The sequence below is a fragment of the Gordonia jacobaea genome (assembly GCF_001186365.1).
Taxonomy (GTDB): Bacteria; Actinomycetota; Actinomycetes; order Mycobacteriales; family Mycobacteriaceae; genus Gordonia; species Gordonia jacobaea.
Genome location: NZ_LDTZ01000015.1, coordinates 143,883 through 159,432 on the forward strand (window position 1 = coordinate 143,883; position 15,550 = coordinate 159,432).

The following is a 15,550-nucleotide window of genomic DNA, read 5'->3' on the forward strand; positions in this document are numbered from 1 at the left end:
GGCGGTAGACCAGTCCTATCCCAGCGGTACCGTCCGTGCGTTCGGGTCGGCTCCCAGTGCCGGTCCCGCGGTGTCGTCCCCGGGAGGTCGGGGCGCGTTGGCCGAACCTCGGATCTGCTGGTTCTTGTCTTCGGTGACACAGTACAGATTGGTCGGAATCACCGTTTCGAGCACCTTGGTCGGGCGGATCGGGGTGACCGCGTAGTTGCAGTAGGGCCGCGGGAAGATCGACGCCATGACCCACCACGCACCATCGTGGAACATGTCCTGACTGATGTAGGAGGCGTCGCGGATCGACGGCAGCAGGGTCGCCAGAGCGGGTGCGCGCAGTGCGCCCTGACGCGCGATGTCTGCGACCTGTTGGACCACCCCGGTCAACGGATCTCGGATCTGACTCAGTGAGCCGCTCAGGCTGGTGAGCTGGGCGGGTCCCTTGCCGAGCAACGTGTTGAGTTCTCCGTTCGCGGCAACGGCCGAGTTCACCACTGCACTCGCGCCCGACACCGCCGTCCCCAGGTCGGGCTGGACGTTGGCGGTCGTGGCGAGGATCGTACCGGTCTGCTGGATGAGTTTCGTGGTCTCGGGCAGCACCCGACGCAGGTCGGTGAAGACCGTGCCCGCGGCGTCGAAGAACACTCGGAGTTGATTGGTCTGCCCGGCCTCCGGAGTCAGCGCGGTGTCGAGACTCGACACTGTGGCACGGAGTTTCACGGGGTCTATCTGACTGATGACATTCAACGACGACTCGAGCAACGCCGGGAACGGCGCGGTGACGTGCGTCTGATTGACCTCGATCGTGTCGCCGTCGGTGAAATAGGGACCGCTGCTGGTTGTGGGCGTGAAGTCGACGTACTGCTCGCCCGCCGCCGACAAGCCCAATGCCGATACCAGGGAATTCCGGTTGATCTTGACGTCGTCGTCGATGGTGAGGTTGGCCTGCACCGACTGCGGTTGCACCCGAAGCGACTCGACCTTCCCGATGTTGACGCCGCGGAGCGTCACACGTGAACTGTCCTGTAGTCCACCGGAAATCGGGAAGTTGACCGTGAGGTGGTAGGAGCCCTGCCAGGGGCGCCAACTCAGCGCACCGAACCCGATGTAGGCGAGGCCGACCAGCATGACGACGACCAGCCCGATGTTGCCGAGCAGACTCGAGTGCTTTCGCAACCAGGTGATCATCCGCAGCATCCCTTCGTGCCGCTCAGTTGCGCAAGAACCCGGGTCAGCGTCTGCTCGAGCGACTGCCCACCAGCCTGGAGGTCTTGCAGTTCGGGCAGTCGGCTGGCCGAATCGAACCCGAATCCCGTTGTGAGCCAGTACAACTTTGCTGAACTCGCAACAGAATTGCCTCGAATTGTCTTGGCGAACTTCGGCGTCAGCTCACCCAGATTGCGCGACACCGGCCCGAGAATCGGTGGTATGTCGCGCAATTCGGCGGTCAGGGTTCGCAAACTCCCGACCAGCGAGACGAAGCTGTCGGAATTGCTGCCGAGGAAGTCATTCGTCGCATCGGTGACGCTGTTCGTCTTGTCGAGCGTCGACAAGATCAAGTTCATCTGGTCGTCGATGGTGTCGATCGCCGGGCCGAGCTTGTTGATGGCCGCCATGATCTGCGGTCGACCCGCGGCGAGATCCGCGGTCAGTACGGAGGTGTTGCGGAACGAACGGTCGACCTCGGCGGAGTTGGCGTTCAGTCTGCTGATCGCGGTGGTGAATTCCTTGATGGCGCCCTGCAGATTGCCGGGGCTGCTCGGTCCGCCCGCCACGGCAGCGCTCAGCTCGGTGACGATCTGCTGCAACGACCCCAGCGATCCCCCGTCGACCACTGCGGCCGCGGAGACGAGGATGTCCTCGACGGTCGCCGCAGCCGACGTCGGGCCGGTGAGCACCGTGCCGTCGGCAACAGAGGGACCCGATGCGTTCGCCGGAGGCATGAGAGCGACGAAGACATCACCGAGGGGCGTCGCCTGTCGCAGTTGTGCCCCGGTACCCGCGGGGATCTGCGCGTCGCCTGCGACCTTCATCTGCACGATCGCGGTGTAGTCGCGCACCGCGATGTCGCTGACCTCACCGACGTCGGTGCCGTTCAGTTTCACCTTCGCGCGGGTCGGCAGGTTCAATGCGTTGTCGAAGTGCGCGATGAGCGTCTTGCCGTCGCCGATCCCACCGGGAGCAGGTAGCGGGAGCTGTTCGACGGTGAGGCCGGGCATCGCACTGCAGCCGCACAGTCCGACGGTCGCCGCGACGATCAGCGTGAGGATCGCCGGGACACCACGACGCGCGTCGCGGCGTCGGCGCATTCCGTGCGTCCGACCCGACGGCGTTTGACCCATCTGCGTCCGACCCATCTGCATCCGAGTCATCCGGGTCCGACGCAGCGGCCACAGATGTTCCGCGATCGCGGCGCGCGAGATGGGCGATCGCGGTCTGCCCAGCGTGATCGTGTACTGCCTCATTTGCTCATCTCCAGCAGACTCGAGAACACACCGAGGTCTGGCCCGAAATCCTTGAGCTGACCGGTTCGGCAGCCGTTCTTCTGCAGGTTGATCGACTGGCAGAATTGGTTGAGCGCCTCACCGTCGATCAGCGACTTGTCAAGGAGCACCTGCAAGCGCCACGCGCGTTGCTCCGGCGACACGGTGTTGGCCAGGTTCTGGAACAGCAGCGGCGCGACGTCGACCGTCTCGACCACCTGACGCGAGTAATCGCTCAGATTGCGCACCAGCGCGCTCAGTCTGCCCGTCGAGTCGCTGATGGTCGTCGAGTTGTTGCCGAGGAACTGCGACGTGTTGAGCAACGTCTGATTGAGATCGTCGAGTGTCGCCGTCAGCCCAGGAGCTTGTTGCCCGAGCATTGACGCCACCTGAGTGATCGACGACGAGAACTGCTTCATCTTCGGGTAATTCGCGGTCAACGCGCCGGTGAGCTTCTGCGTGTTCTTGATGATCTGCGTGAGCTGATCTCCGTTGCCTGCGAAGACGTCTGTCGCAGAACCGAGTTGGTTGATGGCCTCGCGGATACGTTCGCCGTTTCCCGACGTCGTTCCCGACGTGATGTCGACCAGATCTGCGATCGGCCCTTCGCCTGCCGTGTCGGTACTCAACGACGACACCAGACGATCGACGGCGTCGAAGAGATCACCGACAGCTACCGGACTACGCCCCTCGTTCTTGAGGACCGCGCCGTCTGTCAGTTTCGGCCCACCGGAGTACGTCGGCGTCAACTCGATATGGCGCGTGGTGACGATCGAGGTGTTCACGATCGCAGGCGTCGCGTCGACCGGGACGGGGATGTTCTTGTCGATGCTGAAGGTCACCTTGACGCGATTGCCTTCTTGCTCAACGGAAGTCACCTGTCCGACTGGCATTCCGAGGACCGCGACGTCGTTGTCCTTGTACAGGCCTGCGACGTTGGCGAAGTAGGCGGTCACCTGGATCTGCGACCCGACGGCCACCTTCCAACTGGCCGGGACCAGTGAGCACCCGGAGAGAAGCGCGACAACCAGGACGGTCAGCGCGACGATGATCGTCGGCCTGCGCCAGCGCGGATGCGTGTTCACGTGTCGACTCGTTCCCATGCTCAGCACCCATCCACCACACGCGCGGTACACAGCCAGTTGTCGGGGAAGAGACCCCATGGGAGATATCCCCTGGAATGCGGGCCGTCGGCCATGATGTTGTTCAGCACGCGCGTGGTGACCGGGAGTATCTGCAAGAGCTTGCGCAGATTCTCCTGGTTTTTCTGGAGGCCCTGGCTGATCGTGTTGAGGTTGGCCAGGATCGGCGCGAAGCTGTCGCCGTTCTCGGCGGCGACAGCTCGCGTCTGATCGGTCAGCGCCGCAACGCCGTCGAGCAGTTTGGTCACCAAGGCCTCACGCGCGACGATCTTCTGAGCGAGTTGCCCGCCCTGACCGACGATGACCGCCAATTGCGTCTGGGTGTCGTTCACCACCGTGGTGACGGTGTTCGTGTCGGCGAGCAGTTGGGTGATCTGGTCTTTGCGGTTGGTGATGATCTTCGACATCTCGACCAGCGAGTCGATCGTCGGGCGAGCAAGTGCCGGCGCGTCGGAGAGCTGCGCATTGAGCGTCGTGATGCTCTGCGCCAACGCCTTGTCGTCGACACCGGCGATCACCGGGGTGCCCACTTCGAGGGTCTTCTGCAGGTCGTAGGGCACAGCGGTCTTGGCGATCCGACCGTCGGGCGCAGGTTGCGACGAATTGCCCAGTGACACATCGACGTAGCGCTGACCGAGCAGCGTCGACATCTTGATTTCGGCCGAGCCGTTTGACGTGACATCGACCTCGCGATCGACCTTCATGGTGACCTTGACGTGGTCACGCTCGAGCGAGGTGTCGGCCACCTCTCCGACGTCGATTCCCGCGACGCGCACCTTGTCGCCCGGCCGGATACCTCCCGCCTGCGCGAAATCGGCTGTGTACGACTTCTTTCCGATGTGCGCCTGCCCGATTCCCGTGACCAGCAGAATGAGCGCCACGATCACGGCGGCGCCGATGACGCCGTACCACGTACGACGGTGCCGGCGGAAGCTCCTTCGCATGCGCCCACTCATTGGCACACCGGTGAGTGTTTGGTGCCGCCGATTTTGTTGAGGATTCCCGGCGGGAGTAGGACATTGCCGATCGAGATGTCGAGATCGCATGCGTACACGTTCAGGTACGCCCCCTCCTGCATGGCCTTCGAGAGAAGAGCGAGGAACTTGGGCAGATCGATCACGGTCTGGTCGAGCGCCGCTCCCGCTGAGATCAGCCCATTCGTCGCGTACCTGGTGTTGTTCGCGGCCGCGGCCAGGTCGGTGCGTGACCGACCGAGAACATCGGCGAATCCTGCTGCGGTGCGCCCGACCTGGTCGACGGACTTGCCCAGCGCTGCCGAGTTCGCGTTGAGTTTCTCGATGAGCGACGCGACGCTGGTCACGACCCCGGTGAGCTGACTCTTCTGTACCGAGAGGTCGCGCATCACGCCGCTGAGGTTGTCGATGATCGCTCCGATCACGACGTCGCGGTTGGCCATGTCAGAGGCAAGTTTGCTGATCTGCGCAACGGTGGTGTTCAACGACACGGTGTCGCCCTGGAACGCCTGCACCAAGCCGTTCGACAGTGCGTTGACCTGCTCGGGCTGCAGCGTGTCGAACACCGGCTGGAATCCGGCCAACAACTTCGTGACGTCGAACGAATCCTGCGATGGCTGCTGCAACGTCGATCCGGGAGACAACGGCGCTTCGGACGCGGCGTCGGTGCGCGACAGCGCGAGGTAGCGCTGTCCGACGAGGTTCTGGTATCGAATTGCCGCCTGCGTGGTGGTGAACACCGGCTGGTCCTGTTGCACCTCGAACGTCACCTTGGCGCGTCCGTGGTCGAGATCGATCGACTGGACGCGTCCGACGCGAACCCCGGCCATACGCACGTCGTCGCCGGCGAGGAGCCCCGACGTGTCGTTGAAATAGGCCGAGAAATCCCGTGTCGGGCCCGGCACGGAACGCTCGAGCGTCGAATAGATGATGTAGGTCAACAATAGCGCGACCAGCGCGAAAATGGTGAAGCCTATCAACGGCTTTCGGATCGATCCCTCAACCGCGCTCATCGTCCTCCCCCAGTGCCGTTGCCGTCGCCGTCTCGTTCGAGTGACACCGACTGCACGAGCGGGCCGAGCATCAACGTGTCAGCCGCGCGCGGCGCGCGGTCGAGTGCCGTCGTCAGCGTCCGGTTGTCAGCGCTGGTCGTGACCGCACCCGCCGACGACCGGTCGGCATTCGATCCCTGCTGGTTCGACCCCTGCTGGTTCGATGCAGGCGCGACGAGCAGCGGTCCGGAACTGGTGGGGCCGGTACCTGTTCCCGGTCCGACGCATCCCGGACCACGCGCCTGGCCGTACGGCCCACCGTTGTAGACCGGGCAGTTGGCACGTGAGTAGTGCTGCAGCGCACCGAAACTGATGCCGATGTTGACCTGCACGAGGCCGTTGAGTCCGGTGAACACAGTGACCGCCTTGGCGGCCAGTTGATTCAGCGCGGTGAGCGCCTGCGGAAGCGAGTTCGGCTCGAGTGTCACCGCGCCGATCATCGTGTCCAAATCGGGAACCAACCGCTTGGCCACGTCGCCGTTGCGCGCGAACAGGGTCTGCGCCTGGTCGAGCGTGCCCGACGCCGCGGTGAGGAGCGCGGTGAGGTCACGTTGATGTGATGCGATGGTCATCGCGGGGATGATGCTGCGGCCCAGAGTATTCAGCAATTCGGGCGCCGACTTCGCCAGTCCGAGTACCGAATCGTTGAAGTTGTCGAACCCGGAGGGCGCCCCCGTGGGGAACTGCGCGTTGATGGATTCGAAATATGTCTTGAGTTCGCCGGAGAACATCCCGAACACCGCGCCACCGCCGCGAAGTGCGTCCGCGATGGTGCCGAGCACGGCCGCCAATTGTTCGGGAGGCACAGCCGTCAGCAGCGTCTGCAGATCGTTCTGCGCGTCCTGCAGTTTGATCGTCGCAAGTGACCGGTCGGCTGGAATGGTCGCGCCGTCGGAAAGACGTTCTTGTGCTGGTTGTTCCGGGGCGACGAACTCCACCGAGTTCACGCCGAACAGATTCGACGGCACGGTCCGCGCCGTCACATTGGCCGGAATCCCTTCGGCCTGTGCGGGATCGAGGTCGATGTCGACGACCTTGATCTGTTTGCCCCCCGCCCCCGTCTCGGTGGAGAGCTGCATGGTCTTGACCTCGCCGACGATCAGGCCGTTGTACCGAACGTCCGCGCTGTCGACGAGCCCGTCGCCGATGTCCTCCATCTCGGCGTGCACCCCGACGACCGAGTCGAACGCACCCTGATATCGCATGAACAGGACGACGAACATGATGGCGAGCACGACCACGAAGATCAGTCCGCGCAGGATGTACTGGCGTAGCGACGGGTTGCGTCCGTCGGTGGCGATGTTCATCGGTCTCCCCTCATCCCGATATCCGAACGCCCGACGACATGCCCCAGAAGACGAGCGTCATGATGAGGTTCGCGAAGACGATGACGATGATCGCGAGACGGATCGCGTGGCCCGCCGCAACGCCGACTCCCTCGGGTCCGCCCGACGCGAAATACCCGTAGTAGCACTGGATGAAGGTGGTCAGCAGCACGAAGATGATCACCTTGACGAACGAGAAGAACACGTCCTGCGAGCGGATGAACGAGTCGAAATAGGAGAGGTAGTCACCTGCCCCCTTGCCGCTCTGGAGCTGGAACATGACTTGGCACGCAATGTAGTTCGCGGCCAACGACACCGAGTAGAGCGGCACGATCGCGATCACGGCCGCGAGCATGCGCGTGGTCACGAGATACGGCATCGGCCGAATCGCGATCGACTCGAGGGCGTCGATCTCCTCACTGATCCGCATCGACCCCAGCTGTGCGGTGAACCGACATCCCGACTGCGCGGTGAACGCCGTAGCGGCGAGTAGTGGTCCTATCTCGCGGGTCGTCGCGAAGGCCGAGAGTCCGCCGGTCACCGGTGCCATGCCGAGCAGATTCAGCGCGGTGTAGCCCTCGATACCGACCGTCGCGCCACCCATGACACCGAGGATGAGCATCACCCCGACGGTTCCACCGCCGACGACGATCGCCCCATTGCCCCATGCGACGTCGGAGAGCAGACGCCACACTTCTTTGCGGTAGTGGACGAAGGTCAGCGGCACCGCACCGATCGACCGCACGAGGAACGTGACGAGATGCCCCATCCGGGCGAGCGCGTCGCGGGGTGCGGTGACGACCACCTTGCCCGCGTTGAGCGGACGCAGAACCGGTGCCACATACCGTGATGCAGTCACCTCACACCACCTTTGTCGGGACGAGGAGAGCGAACATCTGCGTGAGAATGACGTTCACCGTGAACAAGAGGAGGACCGAGTTGACGACGGCGGCGTTGACCGAATTCGCCACTCCCGCAGGCCCACCCTTGGTCGACAACCCGCGGTCGCACGCGACGATTGCCACGATCGCCCCGAATATGACCGACTTGATGAGCGCGAACGAGAGGTCGGAGACAGAGGCGAACGATGCGAAGGTTCCGGTATAGCTACCGGGTGTGCCGCCCTGGAAGTACACGTTGAACACGTAGCCGGTGATGAAGCCGACGAAGCACACGAAGCCGCACAGCAGGAAACTCACGACCATCGTCGCGAGGAGTCGCGGCGAGATGAGTCGTTCGATCGGGTTGACGCCCATCACCTTCATCGCATCGATCTCGTCGCGGATCGTCCGCGAGCCGAGGTCGGCGGCGATGGCAGAGCCGACGGCGCCCGCGAGCAATAGCGACGTCACCAGCGGTGCACCCTGGCGAATCACGCCCAGACCGGTTGCCGCGCCGGAGAACGACGTTGCTCCGATCTGTCCGGCGATGTTGCTCACCTGGATCGACACGATGACGCCGATCGGGATCGCGACGAGCAGCGTCGGCAAGACGGACGTGCTGGCCATGAACGCGCACTGACGGATGAACTCCGCGAACGGAAACCGCCTCTTGGCTATGTCGACGAAGAGGGTCCGGAACACCTCGACGAAAAGACCGAGTTGCCGCCCGAACGTGTCGAACGAGGCCACGACATGCTCGCGAAACCACACGGCAGCGCCATTATGACGGGACCTGATGGTCACGCCACGGTCTGGCGCCGTACTCTCCTGCTCCGCGGTTTCACTCATGCCCGACTCTCGATGACAACCACCCCTGCCCGTGCTGTGCGCACCTCCGGTGTCGCGTATGCCGGAGATCATGCCACTGTTGGCACCGCGCCAACAAGCTGTTTATCTTTACCGAACTAACTGCGCGGTAATATACATCGCCCGACCGACGGCATGTGCGATGGGTCACATGGCGGCGAGTCGGCGCTCACGCGCCAGCGGATCTACGGTTGGGCCATGGAGACCACCCCCGGACCCCGCAGCCCTCGCGACGCAGACACCATAGCGACAGGCGCCTCGAGGTCGGAGGAAAACGTTCACAGGAGTTCGCCACAGAGACGGTTCGACCCACCCCGTCTCATCGACGATGTCGAGGTGTGGGCCCCTGCCGCGAGTTCGGTCATTCTCGTGACCGACACACCGGACGCCGACGGCAGTCCGATGACGCCCGTGACCGACGCACCGGGCTGGTGGCGGGTCGACACTGTCGGCGGCGCGGGTTCCGGTGCGGCTTCGCAATCAGGTTCGGAGCCGCAGCGCCGCTACGGCTTCAGAATTTTCCGCGACGCCGCGACTTCGGACGACTCGAGCGCCGACGCCCCGGTGCGTCCGGACCCCAGGTCTGTCCGCCAGCCCGACGGCGTGCACGGTATGTCGGCGTTGCACGTCGTGGACGAATCGATCTGGACCGACGACGAGTGGCACGGACGGTCGGTTCTCGGCGCGATCATCTACGAGCTCCACGTCGGGACGTTCACTCCCGCAGGCACACTCGACTCGGCCATCGACAAACTCGACCACCTCATCGACCTCGGCGTCGACTTCGTCGAACTCATGCCGGTCAATGCGTTCAACGGCGACGTCGGATGGGGATACGACGGCGTCGACTGGTTCGCCGTCCAGGAATCCTACGGTGGCCCCGACGCGCTCGTGCGGTTCGTCGACGCATGCCATGCGCGCGGGATCGGAGTCGTTCTCGACGTCGTCTACAACCATCTCGGGCCGTCGGGAAACTATCTGCCGGAGTACGGGCCGTACCTCAGCGACGGCGCCACCTCGTGGGGCGCCGGACTCAACCTGGCCGGACCGGACTCCGACACCGTGCGCGACTACATCGTCTCCAACGCACTGCGGTGGCTACGCGACTTCCACATCGACGCACTGCGACTCGACGCCGTCCACGCCCTCAACGATCACCGGGCGGTACACATCCTCGAGGAGCTTGCCACCGAAACAGATTCTCTCGCAGCAGAACTCGGCAGACCGCTCTCACTCATCGCCGAGAGCGACCTCAACGACCCCCGTCTGGTCACACCGCGTGATCGTGGCGGCTTCGGGCTGACGGCGCAGTGGGACGACGACATCCACCACGCGATCCACACACTCATATCCGGGGAGCGGCAAGGCTACTACGCCGACTTCGGCAGCTACGAAGCGCTGGCAAAGGTGTTGCGGGGCGGCTTCTTTCACGACGGCACCTATTCGTCGTTTCGACGTCGACACCACGGCAGGCCGATACCGACCGACGAGATCGCGGCAGCGACCCTGCTCGCCTACACCTGCAACCACGACCAGATCGGCAACCGCGCCATCGGCGACCGACCGTCGGCCTACCTCGATCCCGGCCAACTCGCCATCAAAGCGGCACTGGTGCTCCTCTCCCCGTTCACCCCCATGCTGTTCATGGGTGAGGAGTGGGCAGCCAGTACCCCGTTCCAGTTCTTCACCTCGCACCCCGAGCCCGAGCTCGGCCGCGCAACCGCCGAGGGACGCAAGGCCGAATTCGCCGAGCACGGTTGGGACAGCGCCGAGATCCCCGATCCGCAATCGCCACAGACGTTTGCCGACTCGAAGCTCGACTGGAGCGAGCCCCGCACCGGAGTCCACGCGCGGGTGCTGGAGTTCTATCGAGCACTCATCGAGCTGCGCAAGACCCGAAACGCGTTCGCCGACAAGTCATTTGCCTCACTCGACGTCGAGTACGACGAGCAGGCCGGCTGGTTCGCGATGCACCGTGGCGACCAGAGCGTTGTCGCGGTGATCGGCGCAGAGCCGACCGACGTGCCGATCCGGCTCGAACCGGCGCTGAGCTGGTCCGACGTCGACATCACCGACGACGGTCTGCACAGCCCCGGCCACAACGTGGTCGTCGGCACCAGAGTTCGGTGACGGCCACGTCAGCCCGGTTCAGGTCAGGTAGTTGTACGCCGACGAACCCGGTTCGAGCCGCTCACAGTTGAGTCGGGAATGCGACATCCGCTCCATGAGGTCGGCGAGCCCCTCTGGTGAACCGAGTTCGATGCCGACGAGCGCCGCACCTGTCTCGCGGTTGTTGCGTTTGACGTATTCGAACACCGTGATGTCGTCGTCGGGACCGAGGACTTCATCGAGGAACCTGCGCAGTGCGCCTGGCTCCTGCGGGAAGTCGACGAGGAAGTAGTGCTTGAGTCCCTTGTGGACGAGGGACCGTTCGATGATCTCGTTGTACCGCGACACGTCGTTGTTGCCGCCGGAGATCAGGCAGACGACGTCGGCGTCGGCAGGCAGTGACAGTCTCGACAGCCCGGTGACGGCCAGCGCACCCGCGGGCTCGGCGATGATCCCCTCGTTCTGGTACAGGTCGAGCATCTCCGAACAGATCGCGCCCTCGTCGACGTGGGTGATGTGAGTGGTACCCGGCGTCACGACCAGCGGATCGTCGACGGATAGCACCGGCACGTGCGAAGTTCCGCCCTGCCGCGCGACCTGCCGTCGTACCTCGGGATGGTCGGCGACGGTCGCGCCCATCGAGGCGAGTACGCGGTGACCGAGTGCGCCGATCCGCTTGACCGCAGCACCGTCGACGAACGGGTCGATCGCGTCGAGCGTGACCGGCCCTCCCGCCACGAGCGCGGCGGACAGCGATGCCGCACCGTGTGGTTCGACGCCGATGATCGCGACGTCGTCGGATTTCGACCGCAGGTAGGTGGCGATGCCCGCCAGACAACCACCTCCGCCGACCGGAAGGACGACGACGTCGGGAACCCTGCCGAGCTGCTCGACGATTTCCACCGCACTGGTGCCCTGGCCGGCTGCGGTCCGCGGGTCGTCGAATGCGTGAATCCACGCGGCACCGGTCCGGATCACATCGTCCTGCGCAGCCGCCGCGGCAGCGTCGTAGGTGTCGCCGACCGCGATGAGTTCGACGAATTCGCCTCCGTGCCAACGGATACGGTCGCGTTTCTGCTTGGGCGTCGTGGTGGGTACGTAGATGCGCCCCGGCACCTTCATCGTGCGGCAGGCATAGGCGACGCCCTGCGCGTGGTTGCCCGCACTAGCCGCGACGACGCCCGGCGCGAGCTCGTCCTCGGACAACAGCGACATGGTGTTGTACGCGCCGCGGATCTTGTAGGACCGAACGGTTTGCAGGTCTTCGCGCTTCACATGGATACGAGCGCCGTACGCCTCCGAAATACGCGGTACGGCCTCGAGCGGGGTACGAGTGACCGCGGGCGAAATTCGCTCGACAGCCGCTTCGATCGCGTCGGCGGAGAGCTGCTGATCCGACGCTGTGGGCTGCGAATTGTCGATTCCGAGGTGTTGCGTACTCACCCTCTTATGGTCTCACCTCACGAAATCCCTCGTCGCGCGACCCGACCGACGTAGCATCGGTGGCGTCCACCCATTTCGCCGCGCGTCGTCGACACGCCGTCGTCCAGCACAGTGGCGACACCCTCACCGCATCGCGGCGGACGACAAGCAGGAGGTCGGCATGCTCCGACACCGCGTTCTGACACCATCCCTTCGGACGGCAACTCTGCGGCGGACCACCGCTCTTGCCACCGCCTGCGCAGCAGCCTGCGCGACGGTGATCGTCACCGCCGTCACAGGCACCGGTACCGCGGATGCCGCGGCGCCGTGTCCGGGTGGCGCCGCACCGGCACGGCTCGTCGGCACCGTCCCCGGAGCAGCGTTGGAGGGATTGACCGTCGATTCGCGCGGACGGCTCTACACCACCGACCTCGTGAGCGGTCGGGTGTTCCGACTCGATCGGCCCGGCGCGGGTGCCGTGCCGATAGCCAAGGTCCCCTCCGGTGGCGCAGGAGCACTCGCGTGGACCCCGGACGGCACGCTCCTCGTCGGCTACGGGTCGGACCCACGCGTGTTCCTCGGCGATGCGATCCGTCCCGGCGCGATTGCACGGCTCGACGTCAACAGCCTGGCCCTGCGCCCATGGGTCGGCGGCCTCTCCGCAGCCGACGGGATGGACGTGTCGGCACGTGGAAATGTGTACGCCACCAACGACTTCGGCAATTTGGTCGGACGCATCACGCCCACCGGGGCCGTCCAGGCCAACTGGGCTTCGATTCCGAGCGCGAACGGCGCCGTTCTCAATCGTGACGACAGCTTCCTGTACGTGTCGCGCACGTTCAGCAATCCGGGAGTCAGCCGGATCTCCACCGGCAATCCCCGTGTCGTGCAGAGTCTGTTGACGCTCGGCGGGGCGGACACGCTCGCAGCACCAGACGGATTGACACTCGACGCCGCCGACCGTCCGGTGGTTCCGTTCAACGCGAGTGGTCAGATCGTGCGGATCACCTCGCCCGGACGCTACTGCGTTCTCGCGAGCGGCCTACCGCTGTCGAGCGTGGTGTCTTACGGGCGTTCCGCGAGCGGCTTCTCGGCCGGACATCTGTACCGGGCGGGCTTCGACGGCCGGATCTTCGAGATCCCGAGTGGCTACTCGGCCGGATCGGTAGCGGCGTTCCCCGGCCGTTGAGCTGACTGGCGCGTGAGGCTCGCGGCGACGATCCACACGGCGACGCCTGCTGCCGCCGACGACCACGCGGCGATCTCGGGCGAACGGGTCACGACGAGGGCGATCAACGCGACCACGGTGGCCGCCACCGCGGCGTACAGCTTGTGGACGGGCCAGCTCACGCCGGCGATGTCGACGGTGTGGCCGTGACCGGTTGCGTGTCCGCGGTGAGCTCCGTTGGACTCGATCAGGACTGTCATCGGATACCTCGCAACGATTCGGCTGGCGGTTCGTCTACCCGTTCGGGTTGGCTTTGCGTCGAGTATAGACATACCCGCGAGAAAATGTTCGGTGAGCCGAAACCTTGCGGCCCGACATGCCTGGAACCACTGGTCAGCCGGTGTTCTCGCCCTCGTCATGTCCTCGTTCTTATCCGTCAGCGTCCGTCGCGCAGGGTGTCGAAGAGTTCGTGATAGGGCCCGACAAGATACGCGGTGTCTTCTGCGGCGAGGCGATCGTCGCGGCGGGGATGCACGATGGTGTCGGTGCCCCGGACGATGGCGATGATGCGTGTGCGCGTCGGCAGGTCGGCCATGGTCATGCCGTCGAGTGGGCTGCCTGCGCGGATGAACAATCCACCGACCATGAATGAGCGCTGTCCGACGGAGAATGTCGAGATCACCTGCAGGCCCAGGGCCGCCCCGATGAACCACGGCGCCGCGAGGTCGACGGTCGATCGGACGTTCTGGAATCCGAATCGATGCGCGACAGCCGTGCCGAGCGAATGGTCGTAGACGCGCATGACGACGGGGACCCCCGGTCGGCCGTCGACGCCGCGAGACCATCGTGCGCCGAGTAGTTCGCGGAGCACGATGCCGCTCTCGATGTTCACCATGTCGTCGTGGGTCAGCACTGCCACGGCCCGCGCCCGCGCGAGACCGGCGTCGTGCAGAGTGTCGCGGAGGGTCGCATCACCGAACACGACCGGAATGTCGAGTTCTGCTGCCGCACCGAGGTAACGGTTGTCGTCGTTGCGCTCGACGACCGCGACCGGGTGACCGAGCGCTACGAGGTCGGTCGCGACCCGGATACCGAATGAGCCGAGACCCACCACGATCACATGGCCCGACATCTGGCTCGCGCGCCGTCGTCCGGCCGATGTCTCGATACGACGCGACAGGAGCAGGTCGGCGATGAACGCCATGAGGATCGCCGTCGTGGTGATACCCGCGAACATCAACACGATCGCGAAGAGACGCAGCCACGTCGGCTGTCCGACGAAGCTGAAGTCGCCGTAGCCGACGGTCGCGATGGTTTCGGTGGAGAAGTAGAGGGCGTCGACGAAGCTCATTCCCGGTCGGTGGTAGGTGAAGCGCAGCAGCACCGTGGCGCCCAGCAACAGGGCAAACGAGACACCGAGTGCACGAAACAGGTTGGGATTCACGTCGTCTCGGAACGCACGGAGTCCGCCGAGTAGACGCATCGAGACGGGGCGGTAGCGTCGACGGTGCACACGCTCGGGATCGCCGTTGACTGCGATGCTCTGGTCCGACAACTCGTCGACGGTGCCGATCATTGCGACCCAGTCTCCCGCTGTCACAGCCAGATCGCGTCCGGGACAGGGAACCACCTCCCCCGGCTCGGCGCTGTGCTCACCGCGCAGCACGGCGACGGGAGCGAGATCGCCGTAGAGCTCGCGCAACGTGGCGTCGCGGGGCGCGTAGTCGCCCGCGACGAGGAAGTCGTTGCCCGCCACGGGAATCGGGTGTGTGGTGCGGCCCAAGCACGCCTCGACCACCGACGGACCCGCGAGTTCTGCAACATCGAGCACCGCCCCCGGACCGTTGCCGAGCGCGACCGCGTCGCGTAGGACACCGCTCGACAGGTTGGTCACGACGCGCACCTCGGCGCTGAGTTGACGTGTCAGAAGGGCGATCTCGAGGTTGAGCGCGTCGTCGGAACCCGCACAGACGACGGCCGCGGCGGTCTCGACGCCGACGTCCGGCAGTTCTGCCGGGTCGTGCAACGACACGATGGTCGCTCCCGCGAGCCGTAGTTCTTCGGTGATGCGCTCGGTGAGGGCGTCATCGCCGTGCACGATGATGTGGCCGGGCATTGATGGAGCGTACCCGCGTT

The 15,550-nt window shown here is 64.9% G+C and carries 13 protein-coding genes; 2 read left to right on the forward strand and 11 right to left on the reverse strand.

Going from position 1 to position 15,550, the window contains the following annotated elements:
• Window positions 1-15: 15 nt before the first annotated feature.
• The 8 genes from ABW18_RS06600 to ABW18_RS06635 form a co-directional block, all read right to left on the reverse strand.
• Entirely contained in the window at window positions 16-1,188 is a 1,173-nt protein-coding gene (locus ABW18_RS06600) for an MlaD family protein (protein WP_049698214.1), read from the reverse strand.
• Window positions 1,176-2,348 carry an MlaD family protein gene (locus ABW18_RS06605; RefSeq protein WP_414651968.1) on the reverse strand — a complete coding sequence of 391 codons (1,173 nt, stop codon included), beginning with the start codon at window positions 2,346-2,348 and terminating at the stop codon, window positions 1,176-1,178. The genes ABW18_RS06600 and ABW18_RS06605 overlap by 13 nt, the downstream gene beginning before the upstream one ends.
• Window positions 2,349-2,452: 104 nt before the next feature.
• Window positions 2,453-3,586: an MCE family protein gene (locus ABW18_RS06610; protein ID WP_082938076.1), complete on the reverse strand. Its 1,134-nt coding sequence runs from the start codon at window positions 3,584-3,586 to the stop codon at window positions 2,453-2,455.
• Window positions 3,580-4,560, reverse strand: a complete 981-nt coding sequence (locus ABW18_RS06615) for an MCE family protein (RefSeq protein WP_049698568.1) — start codon at window positions 4,558-4,560, stop codon at window positions 3,580-3,582. The genes ABW18_RS06610 and ABW18_RS06615 overlap by 7 nt, the downstream gene beginning before the upstream one ends.
• Before the next feature lie 8 nt (window positions 4,561-4,568).
• On the reverse strand, window positions 4,569-5,603 hold the full coding sequence (locus ABW18_RS06620) for an MCE family protein (protein ID WP_049698215.1): 1,035 nt from the start codon (window positions 5,601-5,603) through the stop codon (window positions 4,569-4,571).
• Entirely contained in the window at window positions 5,600-6,949 is a 1,350-nt protein-coding gene (locus tag ABW18_RS06625; RefSeq protein ID WP_049698216.1) for an MlaD family protein, read from the reverse strand. The genes ABW18_RS06620 and ABW18_RS06625 overlap by 4 nt, the downstream gene beginning before the upstream one ends.
• 10 nt (window positions 6,950-6,959) lie before the next feature.
• Window positions 6,960-7,826, reverse strand: coding sequence for an MlaE family ABC transporter permease (locus tag ABW18_RS06630; RefSeq protein ID WP_049698217.1), 867 nt, complete (start codon window positions 7,824-7,826; stop codon window positions 6,960-6,962).
• 1 nt (window position 7,827) lies between these two features.
• Complete coding sequence (locus ABW18_RS06635) at window positions 7,828-8,697, reverse strand: MlaE family ABC transporter permease (protein ID WP_152930027.1); 870 nt, start codon at window positions 8,695-8,697, stop codon at window positions 7,828-7,830.
• 216 nt (window positions 8,698-8,913) lie between these two features.
• On the opposite strand from ABW18_RS06635, the gene treZ reads away from it, so the two are divergent.
• Complete coding sequence (treZ, locus tag ABW18_RS06640) at window positions 8,914-10,845, forward strand: malto-oligosyltrehalose trehalohydrolase (RefSeq protein WP_083444343.1); 1,932 nt, start codon at window positions 8,914-8,916, stop codon at window positions 10,843-10,845.
• 18 nt (window positions 10,846-10,863) lie between these two features.
• Here treZ and ilvA read toward each other — a convergent pair whose 3' ends face one another.
• On the reverse strand, window positions 10,864-12,267 hold the full coding sequence (gene ilvA / locus ABW18_RS06645; protein ID WP_082938075.1) for a threonine ammonia-lyase IlvA: 1,404 nt from the start codon (window positions 12,265-12,267) through the stop codon (window positions 10,864-10,866).
• Window positions 12,268-12,427: 160 nt separating this feature from the next.
• Here ilvA and ABW18_RS06650 point away from each other — a divergent pair, with 160 nt between their 5' ends.
• A complete protein-coding gene (locus tag ABW18_RS06650; RefSeq protein ID WP_049698219.1) occupies window positions 12,428-13,435 on the forward strand; it encodes an SMP-30/gluconolactonase/LRE family protein in 1,008 nt (335 codons plus the stop codon).
• Here the strand turns inward: ABW18_RS06650 and ABW18_RS06655 are convergent.
• Window positions 13,396-13,674, reverse strand: a complete 279-nt coding sequence (locus ABW18_RS06655; RefSeq protein ID WP_049698220.1) for a hypothetical protein — start codon at window positions 13,672-13,674, stop codon at window positions 13,396-13,398. The two genes, ABW18_RS06650 and ABW18_RS06655, sit on opposite strands and share 40 nt — an antisense overlap.
• Before the next feature lie 176 nt (window positions 13,675-13,850).
• Window positions 13,851-15,530: an NAD-binding protein gene (locus tag ABW18_RS06660; protein ID WP_049698221.1), complete on the reverse strand. Its 1,680-nt coding sequence runs from the start codon at window positions 15,528-15,530 to the stop codon at window positions 13,851-13,853.
• Window positions 15,531-15,550 lie beyond the last annotated feature (20 nt).